Consider the following 17,178-nt stretch of genomic DNA (forward strand, 5'->3'; position numbering starts at 1 on the left):
CAGGGAGACCACCATGCGCCGTTCCGCACTCATCGCCGCCGCCGTCCCCGCGCTGGCGCTCGCCGCCTGCGCCGACAATGAGCCGGTGACCGAGAATGCCGCCAACCTCACCGTCAACGAGGCGGTGCTCGACAATGCCGCGGCGGTCGGCAACGACGCCGTCCCCGCCGCCGCGCCGATCGCCTTCACCGGCGGCGACGGCACCGCGCTCGGCAATCTGACGCTCGAGGAATCGCCGGCCGGCCTGATGATCCGCCTCGCCGGAAGCGCCATGCCGCCGGGCGCGCGCGGCATCCACCTGCACATGGTCGGCAAGTGCGAGGGGCCGAAGTTCGAAAGCGCCGGAGCCCACTGGAACCCCGACGGCAAGCAGCACGGCCGCGAGAACCCGGCCGGACCGCACAAGGGCGATCTGCCCAATGTCACCGTCGGCCCCGACGGCGCGCTCGGTGAGACGCTCACCCTCGCCGGCGTGACGCTTGCCGAACTCGGCGACAGCGACGGCACTGCGCTCGTAGTCCACGCCGCGCCCGACGACAACAAGACCGATCCCAGCGGCAACAGCGGCGACCGCATCGCCTGCGCCGTCCTCGCCCCGGCGGGGTAGGGGAGGGCCTCACCCGACACCGTTCGTCCTGAGCTCGGTCCACGGATGTCCCCCGGACATCCGTTCGTCCTGAGCTTGTCGAAGGACTGCTTTTCCCCTTAGTCCGGCGAAGGACAGCCCTTCGACAGGCTCAGGGCGAACGGTATTTGGGAGGAATTTAAAGCATGGACATCAACGGCATCAGCGCAGTCGTCACCGGCGCGGCTTCGGGCCTCGGCGAGGCGACCGCCCGAGCGCTCGCCGCCAAGGGCGCGAAAGTCGCCATTTTCGACCGCGACACGGCCAAGGGCGAAGCCGTCGCGGCCGAGCTCGGCGGCATCTTCTGCGAGGTCGACGTGACCAGCGACGAGAAGGTCGCCGCCGCCTTCGCCCGGGCCCGCGCGGCGCACGGCCAGGAGCGCATCCTGGTCAATTGCGCCGGGGTCGCCAACGCCGCCAAGACCGTCGCCCGCGACAAGGAGACCAAGGCGCCCAAGCTCTACCCGATGGTCCAGTTCGAGCTCGCCATCGCCATCAATTTGATCGGCACCTTCCGCTGCATCGCCCATTCGGCGTTCGGCATGGTCGATCTCGATCCGCTCGACGACGGCGAGCGCGGCTGCATCATTAACACCGCCAGCGTCGCCGCCCAGGACGGCCAGATCGGCCAGGCCGCCTACAGCGCCTCCAAGGGCGGCGTGCTCGGCATGGCGTTGCCGATCGCGCGCGACCTGATGAACGACGGCGTGCGGGTCAACACCATCCTCCCCGGCGTGTTCAAGACGCCGATGGTGGCGATGATGCCGCCTAACGTGCAGGACGCGCTCGGCGCCCAGGTGCCGTTCCCCAAGCGCCTCGGGATGCCCGAGGAATACGCCCGCCTCGCCGTGTTCATCGCCGAAAACCCCTATCTCAACGCCGAAGCGATCCGCCTCGACGGCGGGATTAGGATGGCGCCGCGGTGATCGCCCACTCGCGATGATCGCCGACCCCCGGCTGCTCGCCGCCTGCACCGAAGCCGCACGCTCGGCCGGCGAGGCCATCCTGCACCTCGTCGAGCGCGGCTTTGCGGTCGAGGCCAAGGCCGACCGCTCGCCGGTCACCGAATGCGACCGCGCCGCCGAAGCGATCATCCTCGAGGCGCTGCGCACCGCCGCCCCCGGCGTTCCGGTCATCGCCGAGGAGGAGGTCGCGGCCGGGCGGATCCCGGCCCACGGCGCGACCTTCTTCCTCGTCGACCCGCTCGACGGCACCAAGGAATTCGTCCGCGGCGGCGCCGACTACACCGTCAACATCGGCCTCGTCGTCGACGGCGCGCCGGTGCTCGGCGTGGTCCACCAGCCCGCCACCGCGACCGGCTGGTCCGGCCTCGTCGGCCACGGCGCGTGGCGCGACGATCCCGCCGGTCGCCGCGCGATCTCGGTCCGGCCGCTCGGCGAGACCCGCGCCGCGGTCGCCTCCAAGTCGCACTTCAACCAGGCCACCGCCGACTATCTCGAGCGGGCGATCGGCCTGTGCGACCATGTCGCGGTCGGCTCGAGCCTCAAATTCTGCGTCGTCGCCGAAGGGGCGGCGGACATCTACCCGCGCCTGTCGCCGACCAGCGAGTGGGACACCGCCGCCGGCCATGCCGTGCTGCTCGCCGCCGGCGGCCGCTGCGACGGTCCCGACGCGGCGCCGCTCGCCTACGGCAAGCCGGCCTTCCTCAATCGCGGCTTCGTCGCCACCGGCGGCTGGCCCGCGCCGTCGGTCGCGCCGTTCCTGCCCGATTTCACCCGCGGCTGAAGGTCTCGATCGCCGGCCACGGCGCCGGCGCGCGCTCCTTGCGCCGCTCGACCCCGCCGAGTCGCGGCGCGCCCATCGCGATCCGAGCGCGCTCGAATTCAGCGCGCAACGCGGCGATCCGGATCCGCAAGGCGGTGGCATCTGCCGCCGTTTCGGTCGAACCGCCACGCGCCAGCCGTCCCGCCAGATAGTCGGCGTCGGCCAGCGCGGCTTCGCATTCGTCGAGCCATGTCATGAGGTTAAACATACGCATACTTTCAAGCGACCTTTGCGAAGAGAACCGCCCTTAGCGGGAATCGGGCGCAGTCTTTGGGCGGTGTTAATCCAGATTGGTTGCGATTTTGTCGGACATCACACCGCTTCGGTGTCACAACGCACGGGCTCGGATGTTGTATCGTGGAAAGGTACGCCATGACCCTCGAGCATCCCGACCCCTCGTCGATCGCCTATGACGGCGCCCGTCCCGCGCTGCTGATCGGCGATAGCGGAGCGGCGCTCGACGACGCCCGCGCCCTCCTCGCCGGCGCCGGTTTGCGCCTTGCCGGGGAATGCGCGCTGGCCGATGCCGCCGAGCGCCTCGAACGCCAGGCCGCCGCGGCGCTGGTGTGGACGGAATTCGGCGCGCAGGCGCCCGAGCCCGCGCTGACCGATCGCCTCGCCCGCCTCGCCGAAAGCGGCACGCCGATCGTCGTCGCCATCGCCCCCGACCAGATCGATCCGGTCGATTTCGCGCTGTCCCGGCCAGGGGTGCAGATCCTGGTCGAGCCCTCCGCGATGGAGCGCGCCGCCGCCGTCTCGCTCGCCCTGGCCGCCCGCGACGCCCCCGCGCGGGTCAGCGACGTCGGCCGCGACAATGCCGTGCGCCTGCGCCAATTGTCCGACGAAGTCGGGCGCATCGCCGCCTCGCTCGCGCGCCTCTCGACCGTGCCCGAAGCCGCGCCCCGGCCCGCGCTGGTGGCGCGCGATTTCGGCCAGGTGCCGGAGGTCGACGGCGAGCGGGTCCGCGCCGTCATCCGCGCCCGCCGCCTGCGCGCGCGCTTCTTCGACGAGCAATTGTTCGCCGATCCCGCCTGGGACATGCTGCTCGATCTGCTCGCCGCCGAGATCGCCCAGCACCGCGTCCCGGTGAGCTCGCTGTGCATCGCCGCCGCGGTCCCCGCCACCACCGCGCTTAGGTGGATCAAGACGATGACCGACGCCGGCCTGTTCGTGCGCCGCGCCGACCCCCACGATGGCCGCCGCATCTTCGTCGAACTGTCGCCCGAGGCGAGCGCAGCGATGCGCCAATATTTCGCCGAGGCGGGGGAAATGGCGGGGCTGTGATGGTGGGCGCTGACGGGCTCGAACCGCCGACCCTCTCGGTGTAAACGAGATGCTCTACCAACTGAGCTAAGCGCCCCCGCGGGAGGCCGCCCGATGCCACGGCGCACCGGTCCGGACAAGGGCTACAGCCGGATCACGCCCATCAGTAGCAGTATCAGCACCGTTCCGATCGCGGTCAGCAGCAGCGATCCGGCGCAGCCCATGCGGTTGGAGAAGAACAGGAACATGCCCGGCACAACGCCGGCCGATGCCTGAAGGCTCCCGCGCATTTGCGAAACCGCCGCTTGCGCTCCAGCTAGCCGCCCATCAGCGACAGCCGCACCTCGCTCCACACCCCGGCCAGCGGGTAGAGCGCGATGGTGATGGCCAGCATGACCGTGCTGGCACGCCTACTCCGGCTCGACCACAATGCGCCGAGCAGGAGGACGAAGGTGCCGACGATCAGCTGCAGGTCGAACCGCGCCCCGACTCCGGTCCCGGTCGCCAGCTCGTAGAGATTGCCCGGGATGTTCATCGCCACCATCGCCGCGATGATGAAGCGGCGGTTGGCCCAATAATGGTCGTCGAAGTCCGCCACTTCGTCGGGGTCGTCGGGATAGACCATCGACGCCGCGAGATAATAAGTGCCGGTGAACAGCAGCGCCGCGAGCAGCGACAGATAGTTGAGCGGAATGACCTGGCGCAGGTCCCAGGCGATCGTCCAGAACGAGATCAGGTCGACCATCACCAGCAGGCCGAGCAGCGGAGTCAGCCAGCCGATCCTGACCCGCCGCCGCGCCTTCAGCGCCTTGCCCATCCCGCTCAGCACTTCCGCCAGGCTGAGCCCGAGCAGCAGCCCGAACAGGCTGAAGACGAATTCGAACTCGTTCATTGCCGTCGGGCGCTCACCGGCGCCACTGCACCGTTTCGTGCTGCAGCGTCGCCACCGGCTCTCCGGCCGCGCCGCGCGCCGGCGTGTAGCGCACCCGGCGCAGGAACACCTGGCAGGATTGCGTGTCGAGCGCCGCCGAGCCGGTCCCGGCGACGATCGAACAGTCGCGCACCGCACCGCTCTTGTCGATCAGCAGGCTCGCCGTCACGCGGCTGGACCGCGCCGCGTGACTTTCCGTCGTCCAGTAATTCGACGCGCTGAACAATGTGTCGAGCTTCACTGCCGCCGTCGCGGGCACGACGGGCGCGTTGGCGTCACCCACTCCGACCCGGCGGCGGAGGTCGGCGACACAGCGGTCGAGCGCTGCCGTCATCGGCCGGTTGGGCGTCAGGTCGAAACGCCCGCCCACCCGCGCCGCCGTCTTCACTTCGATGCTGCTCGCCTCCCTCAGCCGCCGCGCCTGGCTGGCGGGCAGGTCGACTACATAGCGGAAGCCCGCAGTGGCCAGTGCCGGCTGCAGGAAGGTGCGGAACGCCGGCGCGCCGTCGCCGAAGTCGATTGAGGCCGACTTTTCCAACACGCCCTCGATGCGCTGGAGCTTCTCGCGCTCGAGCGACAAGCGCGTGCTCGCCGCTGGGTCGAGCGGCGGGCGAATAGTCAGAGTCAGCGGCTTGCCGTCCCCGCTGAACGTCCGCGACGCTTCGCAATGCGCGTCGGCAAAATCGATCGTCCACCGTGAAGTGGCCGGGGACGCGGTGGCGGCGGCGGCGGCGGCGGCTGCAAATACGCTGGCTACAAGCACGGACATGGCGCGACGCTAAAGGCGGACTGTGCGACCCGCAATGTGATGAATCGCGAACTCCCGTGTAACTCGCTCAACCCTTCGCCCCACGCGCGAACATTCGGGCCATTAGCATGCTCGCCAGTGGAAAGGTCACCGCCCACAGCGCGGCCGGCCAGATTGCGCGCGGATCTGCATCTGCAGCGCCAGAACGGCGTCAGCGCGCCATTGACAAGGGTGCAAGCCGCAACGCGCGCTCGTTGCGGGCGACGGCAAATGCCGCGCACAGGCACGCCACGCACATCATCGCGTAGCCAAGCAGGTCGACCGCGAACAAAAACGATTCATACGGGCGGAACAGCAACAGGCCGATGTCGCCGGTCGCTCCGGTGACGAGGCCTAAAGCGCCCGCACCAGCCGCGCCGCGACTGCGATCCACGGCGGGTCGGTCAGCACCTGCTGGCGGGCTCCGGCGCCGTGGGGCAGGAGTTGCAGCCGGTTGCCCTCGCGGCCGATCAGCCGGCCGAACAGGAAGCGGCCGGCGGGGCGGGGGACGAGCACGTCGCGGTTGAGCGCGCGCGCATAGTCCGCCGCCTCGAGCGGTTCGCACCAGATTTCGTCGCCGGCGCGATAATCGCCGGTCGACACCGCCACCGTCAGCCCGATCGCGCCCGGCGCCGGGCGCGGCGGAACCAGCCGGCCGCTGCGGCGCGGAGCCCGCGCCTGGCCGTCGGCGCCGAGCGTCGCCGCGACCGCGATCTCGCTCCCGCCCGCGCCCGCCACCAATTCACCCGCCTCGACCCCGAGCGCGTCAGCAATCCGGTTGAGCCAGCCGACCGAGACAGTCCGCGTGCCGGTCTCGAGCCGGCCGATGGTCTGCGCCGTGGTCGCCGGCCGGCACGCCCGGGCGACATCCTCCAGGGTCATGCCCTTGGCCTTGCGGACTTCGCGGATGCGGGTGATCATGGGCTACCTCACGAACCTTTGCGGTTTTTTCACTGTCCTACAGGCGAGCCATTATGGCAAGCCTGTTCGCATTGGCGGGTGGTCGGGAGCAAAGGCATGGCGGATCGCAATCGGCTGCTCGCGGAGCGCGCGCTCGATCCTCCGGCGCGCACCCTCGGGCGGCTGCGCGCGGCGCGCTCGGTCACCGTCAACCTCGCCGAATCGCCGCTCGGCTGGCTGCTTGCGCGCGGCCATCTCACCCGGCGCCAGTTCGACGCCGGCGAGCGGCTTCGGCGCGACTATGAGCGCTCCGCGCTGGCCGCGCGGGTGACGATGCGCTGGGACGCCGCTCCGGTCGCCCGCGCGCGCGGCGGCGCGGCGCGGCGCGACCCCAGCCTGGCCCAGCTCGACGCCCGCCGCCGTTTCGACGGCGCCGTCGCCGCTGCCGGCTCGGGCCTGTCCGACATCCTCTGGCGGGTGGTGTGTGCAGGCGAGGGGATGCGCGCCGCCGAAAGCGCGCTCGGCTGGCCGGCGCGGGCCGGCAAGCTGGTGCTGACGATCGCCCTCGATCGCCTCGCCGAACACTATCGCCTGCCCCGCTCGTAAACTTCGCGATCCGGTCCCCGAAATGGCCGATCCTGCGTGTAGTTTGCGAATTTACGAGGCACGAAAAAGGGCCGCGCCGGATTGCTCCGCCGCGGCCCTCGTTAACCCGGTTGGTTGGTTAGATCTCGCTGTCGGACGCGCCCTGGCCGCCCTTCTCGAAATCCTGGTCCTCGACCAGCTCGCTGCTGGTGTCCGACTGGCTCTGGCCGCCGACGAAGCTGCCCGACTGGCCCTGCTGGCCGGTCTCGGACTGCTGCGACGAACCTTCGATGTCGCTCGGCTGCGACAGCGTCTCGGTGTCGCTGCCCGACTGGCCGCTCTCGCTCTGGCTGCCCTGGCTCGACGCGCCAGCGCTGCCGTAGTCAGCCTGGCCGCTCGAGCTCTGGCCCTGCAGCAGCGTCGGGTCCTGCTGGCCCGACTGGCCGCTCTGGCCCGACTGGCTGAACTGGCCGCTCTGGCCCTGTTGCGACTTGTCGAAGTCCGACTGGCTGCTCTGGTTCTGGCCGCCCTGGTTTTCGTTTTCCATCGAAGCAATCCTCCTGATCACGCTTTGCCCGTCCCACCTTCCCCTTAAGCGCGCAGCAAGCCGAACTCGTTCCGCCCCCGCGTCGCGCTTTTGCGACGAACCGTTCGCGATGCGACCAAATGAAAAGGCCGCCGGATCGCTCCGACGGCCTTTCAAGCTTGGTAAAGGGGGGGCGGCTCAGGCGTCGGCCTGGTCGCTCTCCGCTTCGGCGGCCGGGGCCGCGGGGGCCTCGGCGCCGTCCTCGCTCGGGATCTCGCCCGGCTCGGCATTGGGGTCGAACGCCTCGGTGAAGCCGGCGGTGTCCTTCTCGAACATCTGCGCCATCACATCGATGCCCTGCGCCTGGAGGTCGGCCTCCTCGGGCGAGCGGGCGACGTTGACCTTTACCAGCGCGGTGACCTCGGGGTGAAGCGCGACCTTCACCTCGTGCATGCCGATCGCCTTGATCGGGCGGTCGAGCACGATCTGGCTCTTGACCACCTTGGCGCCGTCGGCCTCGAGCGCCTCGACGATGTCGCGCGCGCTGACCGAGCCGTAGAGCTGGCCGGTGTTCGACGCCTGGCGGATCAGCTGGACGGTCTTGCCGTCAACGTCCTTGGCGCCCTTCTCGGCCTCGCTGCGGCGTTCAGCATTGTCCGCCTCGATCTTCGAGCGGTTGGCTTCGAACAGCTTCTTGTTCGATTCGTTGGCGCGAAGCGCCTTCTTGTTGGGCAGCAGATAGTTGCGCGCGAAACCGTTCTTGACGGTAACCACGTCGCCGATCTGGCCGAGCTTTTCGACTCTCTCGAGCAGGATGACGTCCATGTCGTCCTCTCCTTATTTCACGACATAGGGGAGCAGGCCGATCTGGCGGGCGCGCTTGATCGCCCGGGCCAGCTCGCGCTGCTTCTTGCCCGAGACCGCGGTGATGCGGCTGGGCACGATCTTGCCACGCTCGGAGACGAAGCCCTGCAGCAGGCGGACGTCTTTGTAGTCGATGCGCGGGGCGTCCTTGCCGGAAAACGGGCAGGACTTGCGGCGGCGGAAGAATGCACGGGCCATGATTTATGCCTCCACTTCTTCGTCGCGGCGCGGCGAGCGGCTGCGGTCGCGCTCGGCGCGGCGCATCATCGCCGACGGGCCATTCTCATGCGCATCGACGCGGATGGTCATGAAGCGGATGATGTCCTCGTTGATCCCGGTCTGGCGCTCGAGCTCGGCGACGGCGGCCGGCGGCGCGTCGACTTCGAGCATGACGAAGTGCGCCTTGCGGTTCTTGGCGATTCGGTAAGCGAGGCTCTTGAGACCCCAGGTCTCGGTCTTGACGACCTTCCCGCCATTCTCGGTCAGGATGTTCGTGGCGTTTTCCGCAAGCGTGTCGACCTGGGCCTGGGCCAGGTCCTGACGCGCGAGGAAAACATGCTCGTAGAGCGGCATGTTTCATGCACCTATGTTGGCCGATCGTTGACGGGCCACCATGGCCACGCCCCTCCGGCTGTCGTTCGCAAAAAGCAAAAGCCGCCGGAACCAAGCCGACGGCTGCGGGCGCCTATGGCGAAATTCGCCGCTCAAGGCAAGCGCCTAGCAGGTGATCACCACCTCGCGAGTCGAGATATCCTCGTCGAACCCCTTGAGCGTGACGTAGCGCAGGTCGGCGAACTTCATGCCCTTGCCGAGGCACAGTTCGGCGACCCCGTTGGAGACCAGCACCCGCGCCGGCTCGGCCGCGGCGCACAGCCGCGCGGCGAGGTTGACCGTCGTCCCGAAGAAATCATTGTCGCGCTCGATCGGCTCGCCCGCCGCGCCGCCGATGCGCACCTGGAACGGCGGATGCTCCGCCTTGGGCTCGATCGACGTCACCACCGTCTGGATAGTGCAAGCCGCTTTGACCATCTGCACCGGCGAGACGAACACCGCCATGATCCCGTCGCCGGTGTGCTTGATGACCCGGCCGCCATGTTCCGTGACGGCGCCGCGAACGATGCTGTCGTGGGTCGAGATGAGCTCGAACGCGATGTCGTCGCCAAGCCGCTGCGCAAGCTCGGTCGATCCGACCACGTCGGTGAACATCACGCTGCGCACCGCCGTGTCCCGCACTCCGCTCGCCGGCAGGACCGCCGCCCCGGCGTCGTTCACCGCAGCGTCGCCCAGGAAGCCGTCGATCATGTCGGGATCGACCTCGATGATCTTCTCGGCGACCAGGCCGTGTGATTCGGCATGGACCCGGTGAGCGGCTTCCGCGCTTGGCGCCTCGACCAGGCAGAAAACCTTGCCGCATTTCTCGTTGAGCCAATATTTGCGGTAATCGACGCCATATTTCGACTGCACCGCGACATCGGCCTCGTGCGCCTTGCGCAAATCCTCGGCGGTTGCGCCGGGCACCGTGTGGATGTCGAGGTAGAGCGGCAATCGTCACCCCCTTCGCGCAGTGTCATAATCGCTTTTGAGCGGTGCGCAAAACTACCGTTATGCTAGGTGGGTCGGGTGGACATGGCGCGCACCTCCTCGCCCGATCAGGACGATCTTGCCGACACCGGCCTGCCGGCCTGGGTCTATCACGATGCCGACTTCTTCGCCGCCGAGCACCGCGCATTCCTTCGCGCCAGCCCGCAGATCGTGTGCCACGCCAGCGACATCGCCGAGCCCGGCCAGTGGCACAAGCTCGACTATCTTGGCGAAAGTATCATCGTCATCCGCGGCGACGACGGCGCCATTCGCGCCTTCCACAACGTCTGCCGCCACCGCGGATCGCACATCGTCGACGGCGAGGCCGGCTGCGCGCGCGTGCTGACCTGCCCCTATCACGCCTGGAGCTACGACCGGCAGGGCGCGCTTACCGGCATCCCCCATCGCGGCGACTATCCCGGCCTTGATCCCGCCGCGCTCGGCCTCAAGCCGGTCGCGCTCGAGCAGTGGCACGGCTTCCTGTTCGTCCGGCTCAAGGAGGGGCTGCCGAGCGTCGCCGAAATGATGGCGCCATATGAGTCCGACATCGCGCCCTATCGTTTCGAGGAGCTGCGCGCGATCGGCCGGGTCACGCTTCGCCCGCGCGAGCTCAACTGGAAGGTGATCGCCGACAATTACAGCGACCATCTCCACATCCCGGTTGGTCATCCCGGCCTAACCCGCCTGTTCGGCAAGAGCTACCGGATCGAAGCGCGCGAGTGGGTCGACCGGATGGAGGGCGATCTGCGCGACGAGCCCTCGGCCAACCCCAGCGAGCGCGCCTACCAGCGCTTGCTTCCCGACGCGCCGCATCTGCCTCCGTTCGCGCGGCGCAAATGGCTTTATTTCAAGCTGTTTCCGTGCGTCGCGTTCGACATCTATCCGGACCAGGTCGACTTCATGCAGTGGCTCCCGACCGGCCCGACGACCAGCGTCATCCGCGAGATCAGCTATGCGCTCCCGGATGACCGCCGCGAAATGCGCGCCGCGCGCTACCTCAACTGGCGGATCAACCGGCGGGTCAATGCGGAGGACACGGTGCTGATCGCCCGGGTCCAGGCCGGCATGGCGAGCGACAGCTTCACGCCGGGGCCGCTCGGGCGCAGCGAAGAGTGCCTGCGCAGCTTCAACGCCAGGCTCCGCCGCTTCATTCCCGAGGCGCGGCTGGAGCGCCCGCCGCCGCCGGGCTGGAGCCGCTAGCCCGCCGCACTCCGAAGCGCACGACCAGCCCGAAAGCGAGCAGCGCCAACCCCCACAGATTCGCGTCCAGGCCCGATCCGTAGAAGGCGAACAGCGAGAACAGGAGGCCGACGACGATGATCGCGGCCGCCAGCGGGGCCGGGCGCTGCTTGAGCGCGGCCAGCCCGCCGATGAAATAGACCAGCAGGACCGACGAGGTGGACAGCAGGATGACGAAACTGAACAGGCCGGCGGTGGTCTTGCTGGCGTTGGACAGCACGAGCAGGCTCGCGACCGCGGCAGCCATCAGCTGCGCCGCAATCGGGGTCCCGCGGCCGCGAGTTGCCGCCAGCACCGCGGGCAGGTCGCGGCGAACGGCCATCGAGTAGCCAAGTTCGCCGGCGACCATGATCCCGTTGTTGAGCCCGCCGAACGCGCTGACCGCCATGCCGAGCGCGGCGAGGATCGCGGCGCTTTCGCCCCAGCGGCTGGCGAGCGCGTCGGCGAACGGCGCGGTCGACGCTTCGGCAGCCGCCGAGGGCAGCAATAGCAGCACCGACGTGCTCGCGAGGAGATAGAGCAGCGCGACGAACGCGGTGCCGAGGATCAGCGCGCGCGGGATGTTGCGCTCGGGGTCGCGGACCTTGCCGACCGGCGCGGTCGCGTTCTCGAACCCGGTCAACGCGAACAGGGTAAGCGCGGCCGCCGTGGCGATGGTGTTGATCGTCATCGGTATGGGCGCGAGAGGCGCGAGCGCTTGGCCCTGCGCCCCCGTCACGGAGACCAGCACGATCACGGCCAGCAGCGGCACGAGCTTGATCGGCGTGGTCAGCACCGCCAGCCGGCCCATCGCCCGCGCGCCGAGCGCGTTGACGAAAGCGAGGAAGGCGATGAAGCCGATCGCGACCAGCGCAATCGAGCCCGGCTCGGCTAGTCCCGGCACCAGTCGCGCGACGGCCGAGGCGGCGGCGATCGCCAGCGCGGCATTGGCCGCCCATTGCGAGGCGCAGAACGACCAGGCGACGACGAACCCGGCAAGCGGCCCGAAGCTCCGCTCGACATAGGCCTGGAGCCCCTCGCCATCGCTGGTGATCAGCCGCGACAAGGCGAAGGCGATGCACAGTGCGCCGATTCCGCTGATCAACCACCCGGCGACGGCGTTAGGTCCCAGCGGTGCCAGCGCCACCGGAAGCATGAAGATCCCTGCGCCGATGATGCTCCCGACGGCCAGCGCCATCGTCATCCACGGGCCGAGCTTGTCTTCGTCTTGCCGAACCATCCACCCCCCTTGGATTTCCGGCCCGCCCGGCCTAGTCCGCCCCCGATTACGCTACAGCAGCAGGGGCCTTCATGCGCGCTTTTTTGTTTCCGGGACAGGGCAGCCAGGCGGTCGGCATGGGCGCCGCATTGGCCGACGCGAGCCGGGTCGCGCGCGACGTGTTCGCCGAGGTCGACGAGGCGCTCGGCCAGAACCTGTCGCGGCTGATGCGCGAGGGGCCAGAGGACGAGCTCAAGCTGACCGAAAACGCCCAGCCGGCGATCATGGCCAATGCGCTCGCCGTGTTCCGCTCACTGACCGTCGAGGGTGGGGTCAGCCTCGAGAAAGCGGCGCAGTTCGTCGCCGGCCACAGCCTCGGCGAATATTCGGCGCTGGCCGCCGCCGGTGCGTTCGATCTCGCCACCACGGCGCGCCTTCTCAAGCTGCGCGGGCAGGCGATGCAGCGCGCAGTGCCGGTCGGGGAGGGGGCGATGGCGGCGCTGCTCGGCGCCGACGTCGAGCTTGCGCGGCGGATCGCCGCCACTGCCGCCGAGGGCGAGGTGTGCGAGGTCGCCAACGACAATGACCCCTCGCAGGTCGTGCTGTCCGGTCACAAGGGCGCGATCGATCGCGCCATCGCTTTGGCCAAGGAGATGGGCGCCAAGCGCGCCGTCGCCCTGCCGGTGTCGGCGCCGTTCCACTGCTCGCTGATGCAGCCCGCGGCCGACGAAATGGCCGAGGCTCTGGCCGCGACCCGCATCGCCGCGCCTGAAGTCGCGCTCATCGCCAACGTCACTGCCGCTCCAAGCGCCAATCCCGACACTATTCGCGAGCATTTGGTGGCGCAGGTCACCGCCATGGTCCGCTGGCGCGAAAGCGTCGCGGCGATGGCCGATCAGGGCGTCGAAGAATTCGTCGAACTGGGCGGCAAGGTGCTTGGCCCGATGGTCAAGCGCATCGCCCCCGACGTGCGCGTGACGAGCGTCGTCACCATCGACGACATCGAAGCGCTGGCGAAGGAGATCGCGTGATGTTCGACCTCACAGGCAAGACTGCGCTGGTGACCGGCGCTTCGGGCGGGCTCGGCTCGGCGATCGTCAGCGCGCTGGTCGGGCAGGGGGCGACGGTCGCCGTCTCGGGCTCGAACGAGGCCAAGCTGGCCGATTTCGCCGCCGGCTTCGGCGACAAGGCGGTGCCGCTCGCCTGCAACCTCGCCGACGCGCAGGCCGTCGACCAGCTCGTCCCGCGCGCGCTCGAAGCGCTCGGCGGCCGGCTTGACATCCTCGTCAACAACGCCGGCATCACCCGCGACAATCTCACCATGCGCATGAAGGACGAAGAATTCCGCGAGGTCATCGCCGTCAATCTCGAGGCCGCCTTCCGGCTGATGCGCGCGGCATGCAAGCCGATGATGAAGGCGCGCGGCGGGCGGATCGTCAACATCACCTCGGTCGTGGGCGTGACCGGCAACCCCGGACAGGTCAATTATGTCGCCTCCAAAGCCGGTCTGATCGGAATGTCCAAGGCGCTGGCGCAGGAAGTTGCCAGCCGCGGCATCACCGTCAATTGCGTCGCCCCCGGCTTCATGACCTCGGCCATGACCGATGCCCTCAACGATGCGCAAAAGGCCGCGATCCTCGGCCGGATCCCGACCGGAGCAATGGGCAGCGGCGGGGATATCGGCGCTGCGGTGGTCTATCTCGCTTCGGACGAAGCGGGTTACGTCACCGGGCAGACGCTTCATGTAAATGGCGGGATGGCCATGCCGTAAGTGCGGGTGCCCAGCACACGGCACGCCTCGCCCACATCAGCGCGAGGACCGCGATCGCTCCGCCGGCAATGATATCGACCAGATAATGCCCGCCGTCGACCGGCGTGGCGACGATCGTCGAGGCGGCGACCAACATTCCCGGCCAGCGCACCCAGGCCATCCGGCTCGCCCAGAAGCCCCACAGCGCGACCACCGACAGTCCGGCGTGATAGCTCGGGAAGGTGATGATCCCCTCCATCTGCCCCAGCACCATCACCTGCGCCGAGCCGTCGCGAAGCGCGTTGAAGTCGCGCATGTGGACGTCTCCGGCGAACGGATCGACGAACGCGAAGTCGCGCGCCGACAGCCCGAGGTGGACGTAATTGCCGACCGCCGGGAATAGCGACGACAGCAGCACCGTCACCGTCCCGGCGACGATCGCCGCCAGCATCACCGTGCGCAATTCGGCGAGGCGGTTGGTGAACCCCAGCACCAGCACCAGCGCGATCACCTGCGGGATCAGCGAGGCATAAGCCAGCTTGAGCCAGGCGACGGCCACCGCGCTGCGGTCGAAGAAGTGGACGAACGCCAGCCAGTCGAAGCCGATTGCCCGGTCCCACTCGGCCAATCGCTCGTCCCACAACGCTCCGCCGTTTCGCGCCAATAGGTAGGACAGGATGATGCCGAACGCGGTGAACAGGATGACCTGCGCCAGCGCGACGCACATCACCGCGAAATTCTCGCGCGGCCGGACCTTGCGGTAGAACAGCGCCGCAAGTCCAAGCGCTCCGCACGCAACCACCAGCGTCATCATGCTCGCCAGTTCGATCGGGAGCGGATCGACCAGCTGGCACAAGGCGACGGCGAGCGCGAGCAGCAGCAGCACGGCGCCGGCCGCGCTATCGCCGGTCGCCGGCGGCTGGTCGATGGGGGCGTTGACGGTCACGACAGGGTGCGGGCCTAGCCGCTTACGGTTAACAACCTGCCAATCGCGGACACGAAAAACGCGCGCCGCCAAACCCTTGTCGCGCCCGAGCCGCCACCTATATCGCCCCCGACACAAGGACATTTCGGAGCCGTCGCGAACGGTTCCGGGGGCAAGTGAAGAAGAGGAAATAGCATGGCCAAAGTGATCGGGATCGACCTCGGCACGACCAACAGCTGCGTCGCCGTCATGGAAGGCGGCAAGCCCAAGGTGATCGAGAACAGCGAGGGCGCGCGCACCACTCCGTCGGTCGTCGCCTTCACCAAGGACGGCGAGCGCCTCATCGGCCAGCCGGCCAAGCGCCAGGCGGTGACCAATCCCGACAATACCATTTTCGCGGTCAAGCGCCTGATCGGCCGCCGCTTTGACGATCCGATCACCAAGAAGGACACCGAGCTGGTGCCCTACAAGATCGTCAAGGGCGCCAATGGCGACGCCTGGGTCCAGGCCGGCGCCAAGGATTATTCGCCATCGCAGATCTCGGCCTTCATCCTCCAGAAGATGAAGGAAACCGCCGAGGCCTATCTCGGCGAGACGGTCACCCAGGCGGTGATCACCGTCCCGGCCTATTTCAACGACGCCCAGCGCCAGGCGACCAAGGACGCCGGCCAGATCGCCGGCCTCGAGGTGCTGCGCATCATCAACGAGCCGACCGCGGCCGCGCTCGCTTACGGGCTCGAGAAGAACGACGGCAAAACCATCGCTGTCTACGATCTCGGCGGCGGCACGTTCGACGTCTCGATCCTCGAGATCGGCGACGGCGTGTTCGAGGTGAAGTCTACCAACGGTGACACCTTCCTCGGCGGCGAGGATTTCGACGCCAAGATCGTCGAATATCTCGCCGACAAGTTCAAGGCGAAGGAGAATATCGACCTTCGCACCGACCGGCTCGCGTTGCAGCGGCTCAAGGAGGCCGCCGAAAAGGCCAAGATCGAGCTGTCCTCGGCGGCGACGACCGAGATCAACCAGCCGTTCATTACCGCGCGCATGGAAGGCGGCGCGACGACCCCGCTCCACCTCGTCGAGACGATCACCCGCGCCGACCTCGAGAAGCTGGTCGACGAGCTCATCAAGCGCACGCTCGAGCCGTGCCGCAAGGCGATCAAGGATGCCGGCATCGACGCCAAGGCGATCGACGACGTGGTCCTCGTCGGCGGCATGACCCGCATGCCGCGCGTGCGCGAAGTGGTGAAGGAGTTCTTTGGCAAGGAGCCGCACATCGGCGTCAACCCCGACGAGGTGGTGGCGATGGGCGCGGCGATCCAGGCCGGCGTACTGCAGGGCGACGTCAAGGACGTGCTGCTGCTCGACGTGACCCCGCTGAGCCTCGGCATCGAGACCTTGGGCGGCGTGTTCACCCGCATGATCGACCGCAACACGACCATCCCGACCAAGAAGAGCCAGACCTTCTCGACCGCCGACGACAATCAGAACGCGGTCACCATCCGAGTCTTCCAGGGCGAGCGCGAAATGGCCGCCGACAACAAGATGCTCGGCCAGTTCGACCTCGTCGGCATCCCCCCCGCGCCGCGCGGCGTGCCGCAGATCGAGGTCACGTTCGACATCGACGCCAACGGCATCGTCAACGTTTCGGCCAAGGACAAGGGCACCGGAAAGGAACAGCAGATCCGGATCCAGGCCTCGGGGGGTCTGGCCGACAGCGACATCGAAAAGATGGTCAAGGAAGCCGAGCAGTTCGCCGAGGAGGACAAGAAGCGCCGCGCCGGCGCCGAGGCCAAGAACCAGGCCGAAAGCCTCGTCCACTCGACCGAAAAGCAACTCGCCGAACATGGCGACAAGGTCTCGGCCGAAGTGAAGGGCGAGATCGAAGCCGCCATTGCCGAGGTAAAGACCTCGCTCGAGGGCGGCGATGCGGAAGCGATTACCGTCAAGACCAACGCGCTCGCACAGTCGGCGATGAAGCTCGGCCAGGCGATGTACGAAGCCCAGCAGGCCGGGACCGCGACCGCGTCCGGTGCCGATGCGGGTGCCGACACCGCCGAGGCCAAGCCTGCCGAAGAGGACGTCGTCGACGCCGAATTCTCCGAGGTCGACGACGAAAACAAGGCGTAACGGCGATGCAATTCGCCGTTCGTCCTGAGCTTGTCGAAGGACTGTCCTCGATCTTTTGCGAGAGCAGGCCTTCGACGGGCTCAGGC

Annotated in this window: 22 protein-coding genes and 1 tRNA gene; 9 read left to right on the top strand and 14 right to left on the bottom strand. The window is 68.4% G+C overall.

What is annotated here, in order from left to right:
- The first annotated feature begins 13 nt into the window (after nt 1–13).
- The 3 genes from D0Z60_RS02760 to cysQ all read left to right on the top strand — a co-directional run bounded on the left by D0Z60_RS02760 (nt 14) and on the right by cysQ (nt 2,371).
- Entirely contained in the window at nt 14–607 is a 594-nt protein-coding gene (locus tag D0Z60_RS02760) for a superoxide dismutase family protein (protein ID WP_118856828.1), read from the top strand.
- A 164-nt stretch (nt 608–771) separates the two neighbouring features.
- Entirely contained in the window at nt 772–1,551 is a 780-nt protein-coding gene (locus tag D0Z60_RS02765; RefSeq protein WP_118856830.1) for an SDR family oxidoreductase, read from the top strand.
- Between the two features lie 13 nt (nt 1,552–1,564).
- Nucleotides 1,565–2,371 carry a 3'(2'),5'-bisphosphate nucleotidase CysQ gene (gene cysQ, locus D0Z60_RS02770; RefSeq protein WP_118856832.1) on the top strand — a complete coding sequence of 269 codons (807 nt, stop codon included), beginning with the start codon at nt 1,565–1,567 and terminating at the stop codon, nt 2,369–2,371.
- On the opposite strand, the gene D0Z60_RS02775 is transcribed toward cysQ, so the two are convergent.
- The gene (locus D0Z60_RS02775; RefSeq protein ID WP_162888043.1) at nt 2,358–2,606 is read right to left on the bottom strand and encodes a hypothetical protein; all 249 of its coding nucleotides are present in this window, start codon (nt 2,604–2,606) and stop codon (nt 2,358–2,360) included. The two genes, cysQ and D0Z60_RS02775, sit on opposite strands and share 14 nt — an antisense overlap.
- A gap of 176 nt (nt 2,607–2,782) precedes the next feature.
- Here D0Z60_RS02775 and D0Z60_RS02780 point away from each other — a divergent pair, with 176 nt between their 5' ends.
- Nucleotides 2,783–3,694: a MarR family winged helix-turn-helix transcriptional regulator gene (locus tag D0Z60_RS02780; RefSeq protein WP_118856836.1), complete on the top strand. Its 912-nt coding sequence runs from the start codon at nt 2,783–2,785 to the stop codon at nt 3,692–3,694.
- Here D0Z60_RS02780 and D0Z60_RS02785 read toward each other — a convergent pair.
- The 6 genes from D0Z60_RS02785 to D0Z60_RS02800 all read right to left on the bottom strand — a co-directional run bounded on the left by D0Z60_RS02785 (nt 3,695) and on the right by D0Z60_RS02800 (nt 6,312).
- Nucleotides 3,695–3,770 (bottom strand) — tRNA-Val (locus D0Z60_RS02785).
- Nucleotides 3,771–3,816: 46 nt separating this feature from the next.
- On the bottom strand, nt 3,817–3,963 hold the full coding sequence (locus tag D0Z60_RS11595) for a hypothetical protein (RefSeq protein ID WP_162887999.1): 147 nt from the start codon (nt 3,961–3,963) through the stop codon (nt 3,817–3,819).
- Nucleotides 3,964–3,989: 26 nt separating this feature from the next.
- Nucleotides 3,990–4,565: a hypothetical protein gene (locus D0Z60_RS02790; RefSeq protein ID WP_118856838.1), complete on the bottom strand. Its 576-nt coding sequence runs from the start codon at nt 4,563–4,565 to the stop codon at nt 3,990–3,992.
- Between the two features lie 13 nt (nt 4,566–4,578).
- A complete protein-coding gene (locus tag D0Z60_RS02795; RefSeq protein ID WP_118856840.1) occupies nt 4,579–5,373 on the bottom strand; it encodes an energy transducer TonB in 795 nt (264 codons plus the stop codon).
- Between the two features lie 190 nt (nt 5,374–5,563).
- Entirely contained in the window at nt 5,564–5,785 is a 222-nt protein-coding gene (locus D0Z60_RS11600) for a hypothetical protein (protein ID WP_162888044.1), read from the bottom strand.
- Complete coding sequence (locus D0Z60_RS02800) at nt 5,746–6,312, bottom strand: helix-turn-helix domain-containing protein (protein ID WP_118856842.1); 567 nt, start codon at nt 6,310–6,312, stop codon at nt 5,746–5,748. Before D0Z60_RS02800 ends, D0Z60_RS11600 begins: the two co-directional genes overlap by 40 nt.
- 96 nt (nt 6,313–6,408) lie before the next feature.
- Here D0Z60_RS02800 and D0Z60_RS02805 point away from each other — a divergent pair, with 96 nt between their 5' ends.
- A complete protein-coding gene (locus D0Z60_RS02805) occupies nt 6,409–6,897 on the top strand; it encodes a DUF6456 domain-containing protein (protein WP_240325515.1) in 489 nt (162 codons plus the stop codon).
- A gap of 118 nt (nt 6,898–7,015) precedes the next feature.
- Here D0Z60_RS02805 and D0Z60_RS02810 read toward each other — a convergent pair whose 3' ends face one another.
- From D0Z60_RS02810 to D0Z60_RS02830, 5 genes are all read right to left on the bottom strand, one after another.
- Entirely contained in the window at nt 7,016–7,423 is a 408-nt protein-coding gene (locus tag D0Z60_RS02810) for a hypothetical protein (protein ID WP_118856844.1), read from the bottom strand.
- Between the two features lie 177 nt (nt 7,424–7,600).
- On the bottom strand, nt 7,601–8,227 hold the full coding sequence (rplI, locus tag D0Z60_RS02815) for a 50S ribosomal protein L9 (protein WP_118856846.1): 627 nt from the start codon (nt 8,225–8,227) through the stop codon (nt 7,601–7,603).
- Nucleotides 8,228–8,239: 12 nt separating this feature from the next.
- Nucleotides 8,240–8,464 carry a 30S ribosomal protein S18 gene (rpsR, locus tag D0Z60_RS02820; protein ID WP_118856848.1) on the bottom strand — a complete coding sequence of 75 codons (225 nt, stop codon included), beginning with the start codon at nt 8,462–8,464 and terminating at the stop codon, nt 8,240–8,242.
- A 3-nt stretch (nt 8,465–8,467) separates the two neighbouring features.
- Complete coding sequence (gene rpsF / locus D0Z60_RS02825) at nt 8,468–8,839, bottom strand: 30S ribosomal protein S6 (protein ID WP_118856850.1); 372 nt, start codon at nt 8,837–8,839, stop codon at nt 8,468–8,470.
- A gap of 144 nt (nt 8,840–8,983) precedes the next feature.
- Nucleotides 8,984–9,811 (bottom strand): nickel-binding protein, encoded by an 828-nt coding sequence (locus D0Z60_RS02830; RefSeq protein ID WP_118856851.1) that lies wholly within the window; start codon nt 9,809–9,811, stop codon nt 8,984–8,986.
- A gap of 81 nt (nt 9,812–9,892) precedes the next feature.
- Between D0Z60_RS02830 and D0Z60_RS02835 the strand changes: the two genes are divergently transcribed.
- Nucleotides 9,893–11,047, top strand: a complete 1,155-nt coding sequence (locus D0Z60_RS02835; RefSeq protein WP_118856852.1) for an aromatic ring-hydroxylating oxygenase subunit alpha — start codon at nt 9,893–9,895, stop codon at nt 11,045–11,047.
- Here D0Z60_RS02835 and D0Z60_RS02840 read toward each other — a convergent pair.
- Entirely contained in the window at nt 10,995–12,305 is a 1,311-nt protein-coding gene (locus tag D0Z60_RS02840) for an APC family permease (RefSeq protein WP_118856853.1), read from the bottom strand. The genes D0Z60_RS02835 and D0Z60_RS02840 overlap by 53 nt on opposite strands.
- A gap of 71 nt (nt 12,306–12,376) precedes the next feature.
- Here D0Z60_RS02840 and fabD point away from each other — a divergent pair, with 71 nt between their 5' ends.
- Nucleotides 12,377–13,315, top strand: coding sequence for an ACP S-malonyltransferase (gene fabD / locus D0Z60_RS02845; RefSeq protein WP_118856854.1), 939 nt, complete (start codon nt 12,377–12,379; stop codon nt 13,313–13,315).
- A complete protein-coding gene (gene fabG, locus D0Z60_RS02850) occupies nt 13,315–14,055 on the top strand; it encodes a 3-oxoacyl-[acyl-carrier-protein] reductase (protein ID WP_118856855.1) in 741 nt (246 codons plus the stop codon). Before fabD ends, fabG begins: the two co-directional genes overlap by 1 nt.
- Here the strand turns inward: fabG and D0Z60_RS02855 are convergent.
- On the bottom strand, nt 14,009–14,980 hold the full coding sequence (locus D0Z60_RS02855; RefSeq protein WP_162888045.1) for a phosphatase PAP2 family protein: 972 nt from the start codon (nt 14,978–14,980) through the stop codon (nt 14,009–14,011). The two genes, fabG and D0Z60_RS02855, sit on opposite strands and share 47 nt — an antisense overlap.
- 174 nt (nt 14,981–15,154) lie before the next feature.
- Here D0Z60_RS02855 and dnaK point away from each other — a divergent pair, with 174 nt between their 5' ends.
- On the top strand, nt 15,155–17,092 hold the full coding sequence (gene dnaK / locus D0Z60_RS02860; RefSeq protein WP_118856857.1) for a molecular chaperone DnaK: 1,938 nt from the start codon (nt 15,155–15,157) through the stop codon (nt 17,090–17,092).
- Nucleotides 17,093–17,178: the final 86 nt, after the last annotated feature.

Origin of the sequence: Sphingomonas mesophila (assembly GCF_003499275.1) — a bacterium.
In the GTDB taxonomy this organism is placed as follows: Bacteria; Pseudomonadota; Alphaproteobacteria; order Sphingomonadales; family Sphingomonadaceae; genus Sphingomicrobium; species Sphingomicrobium mesophilum.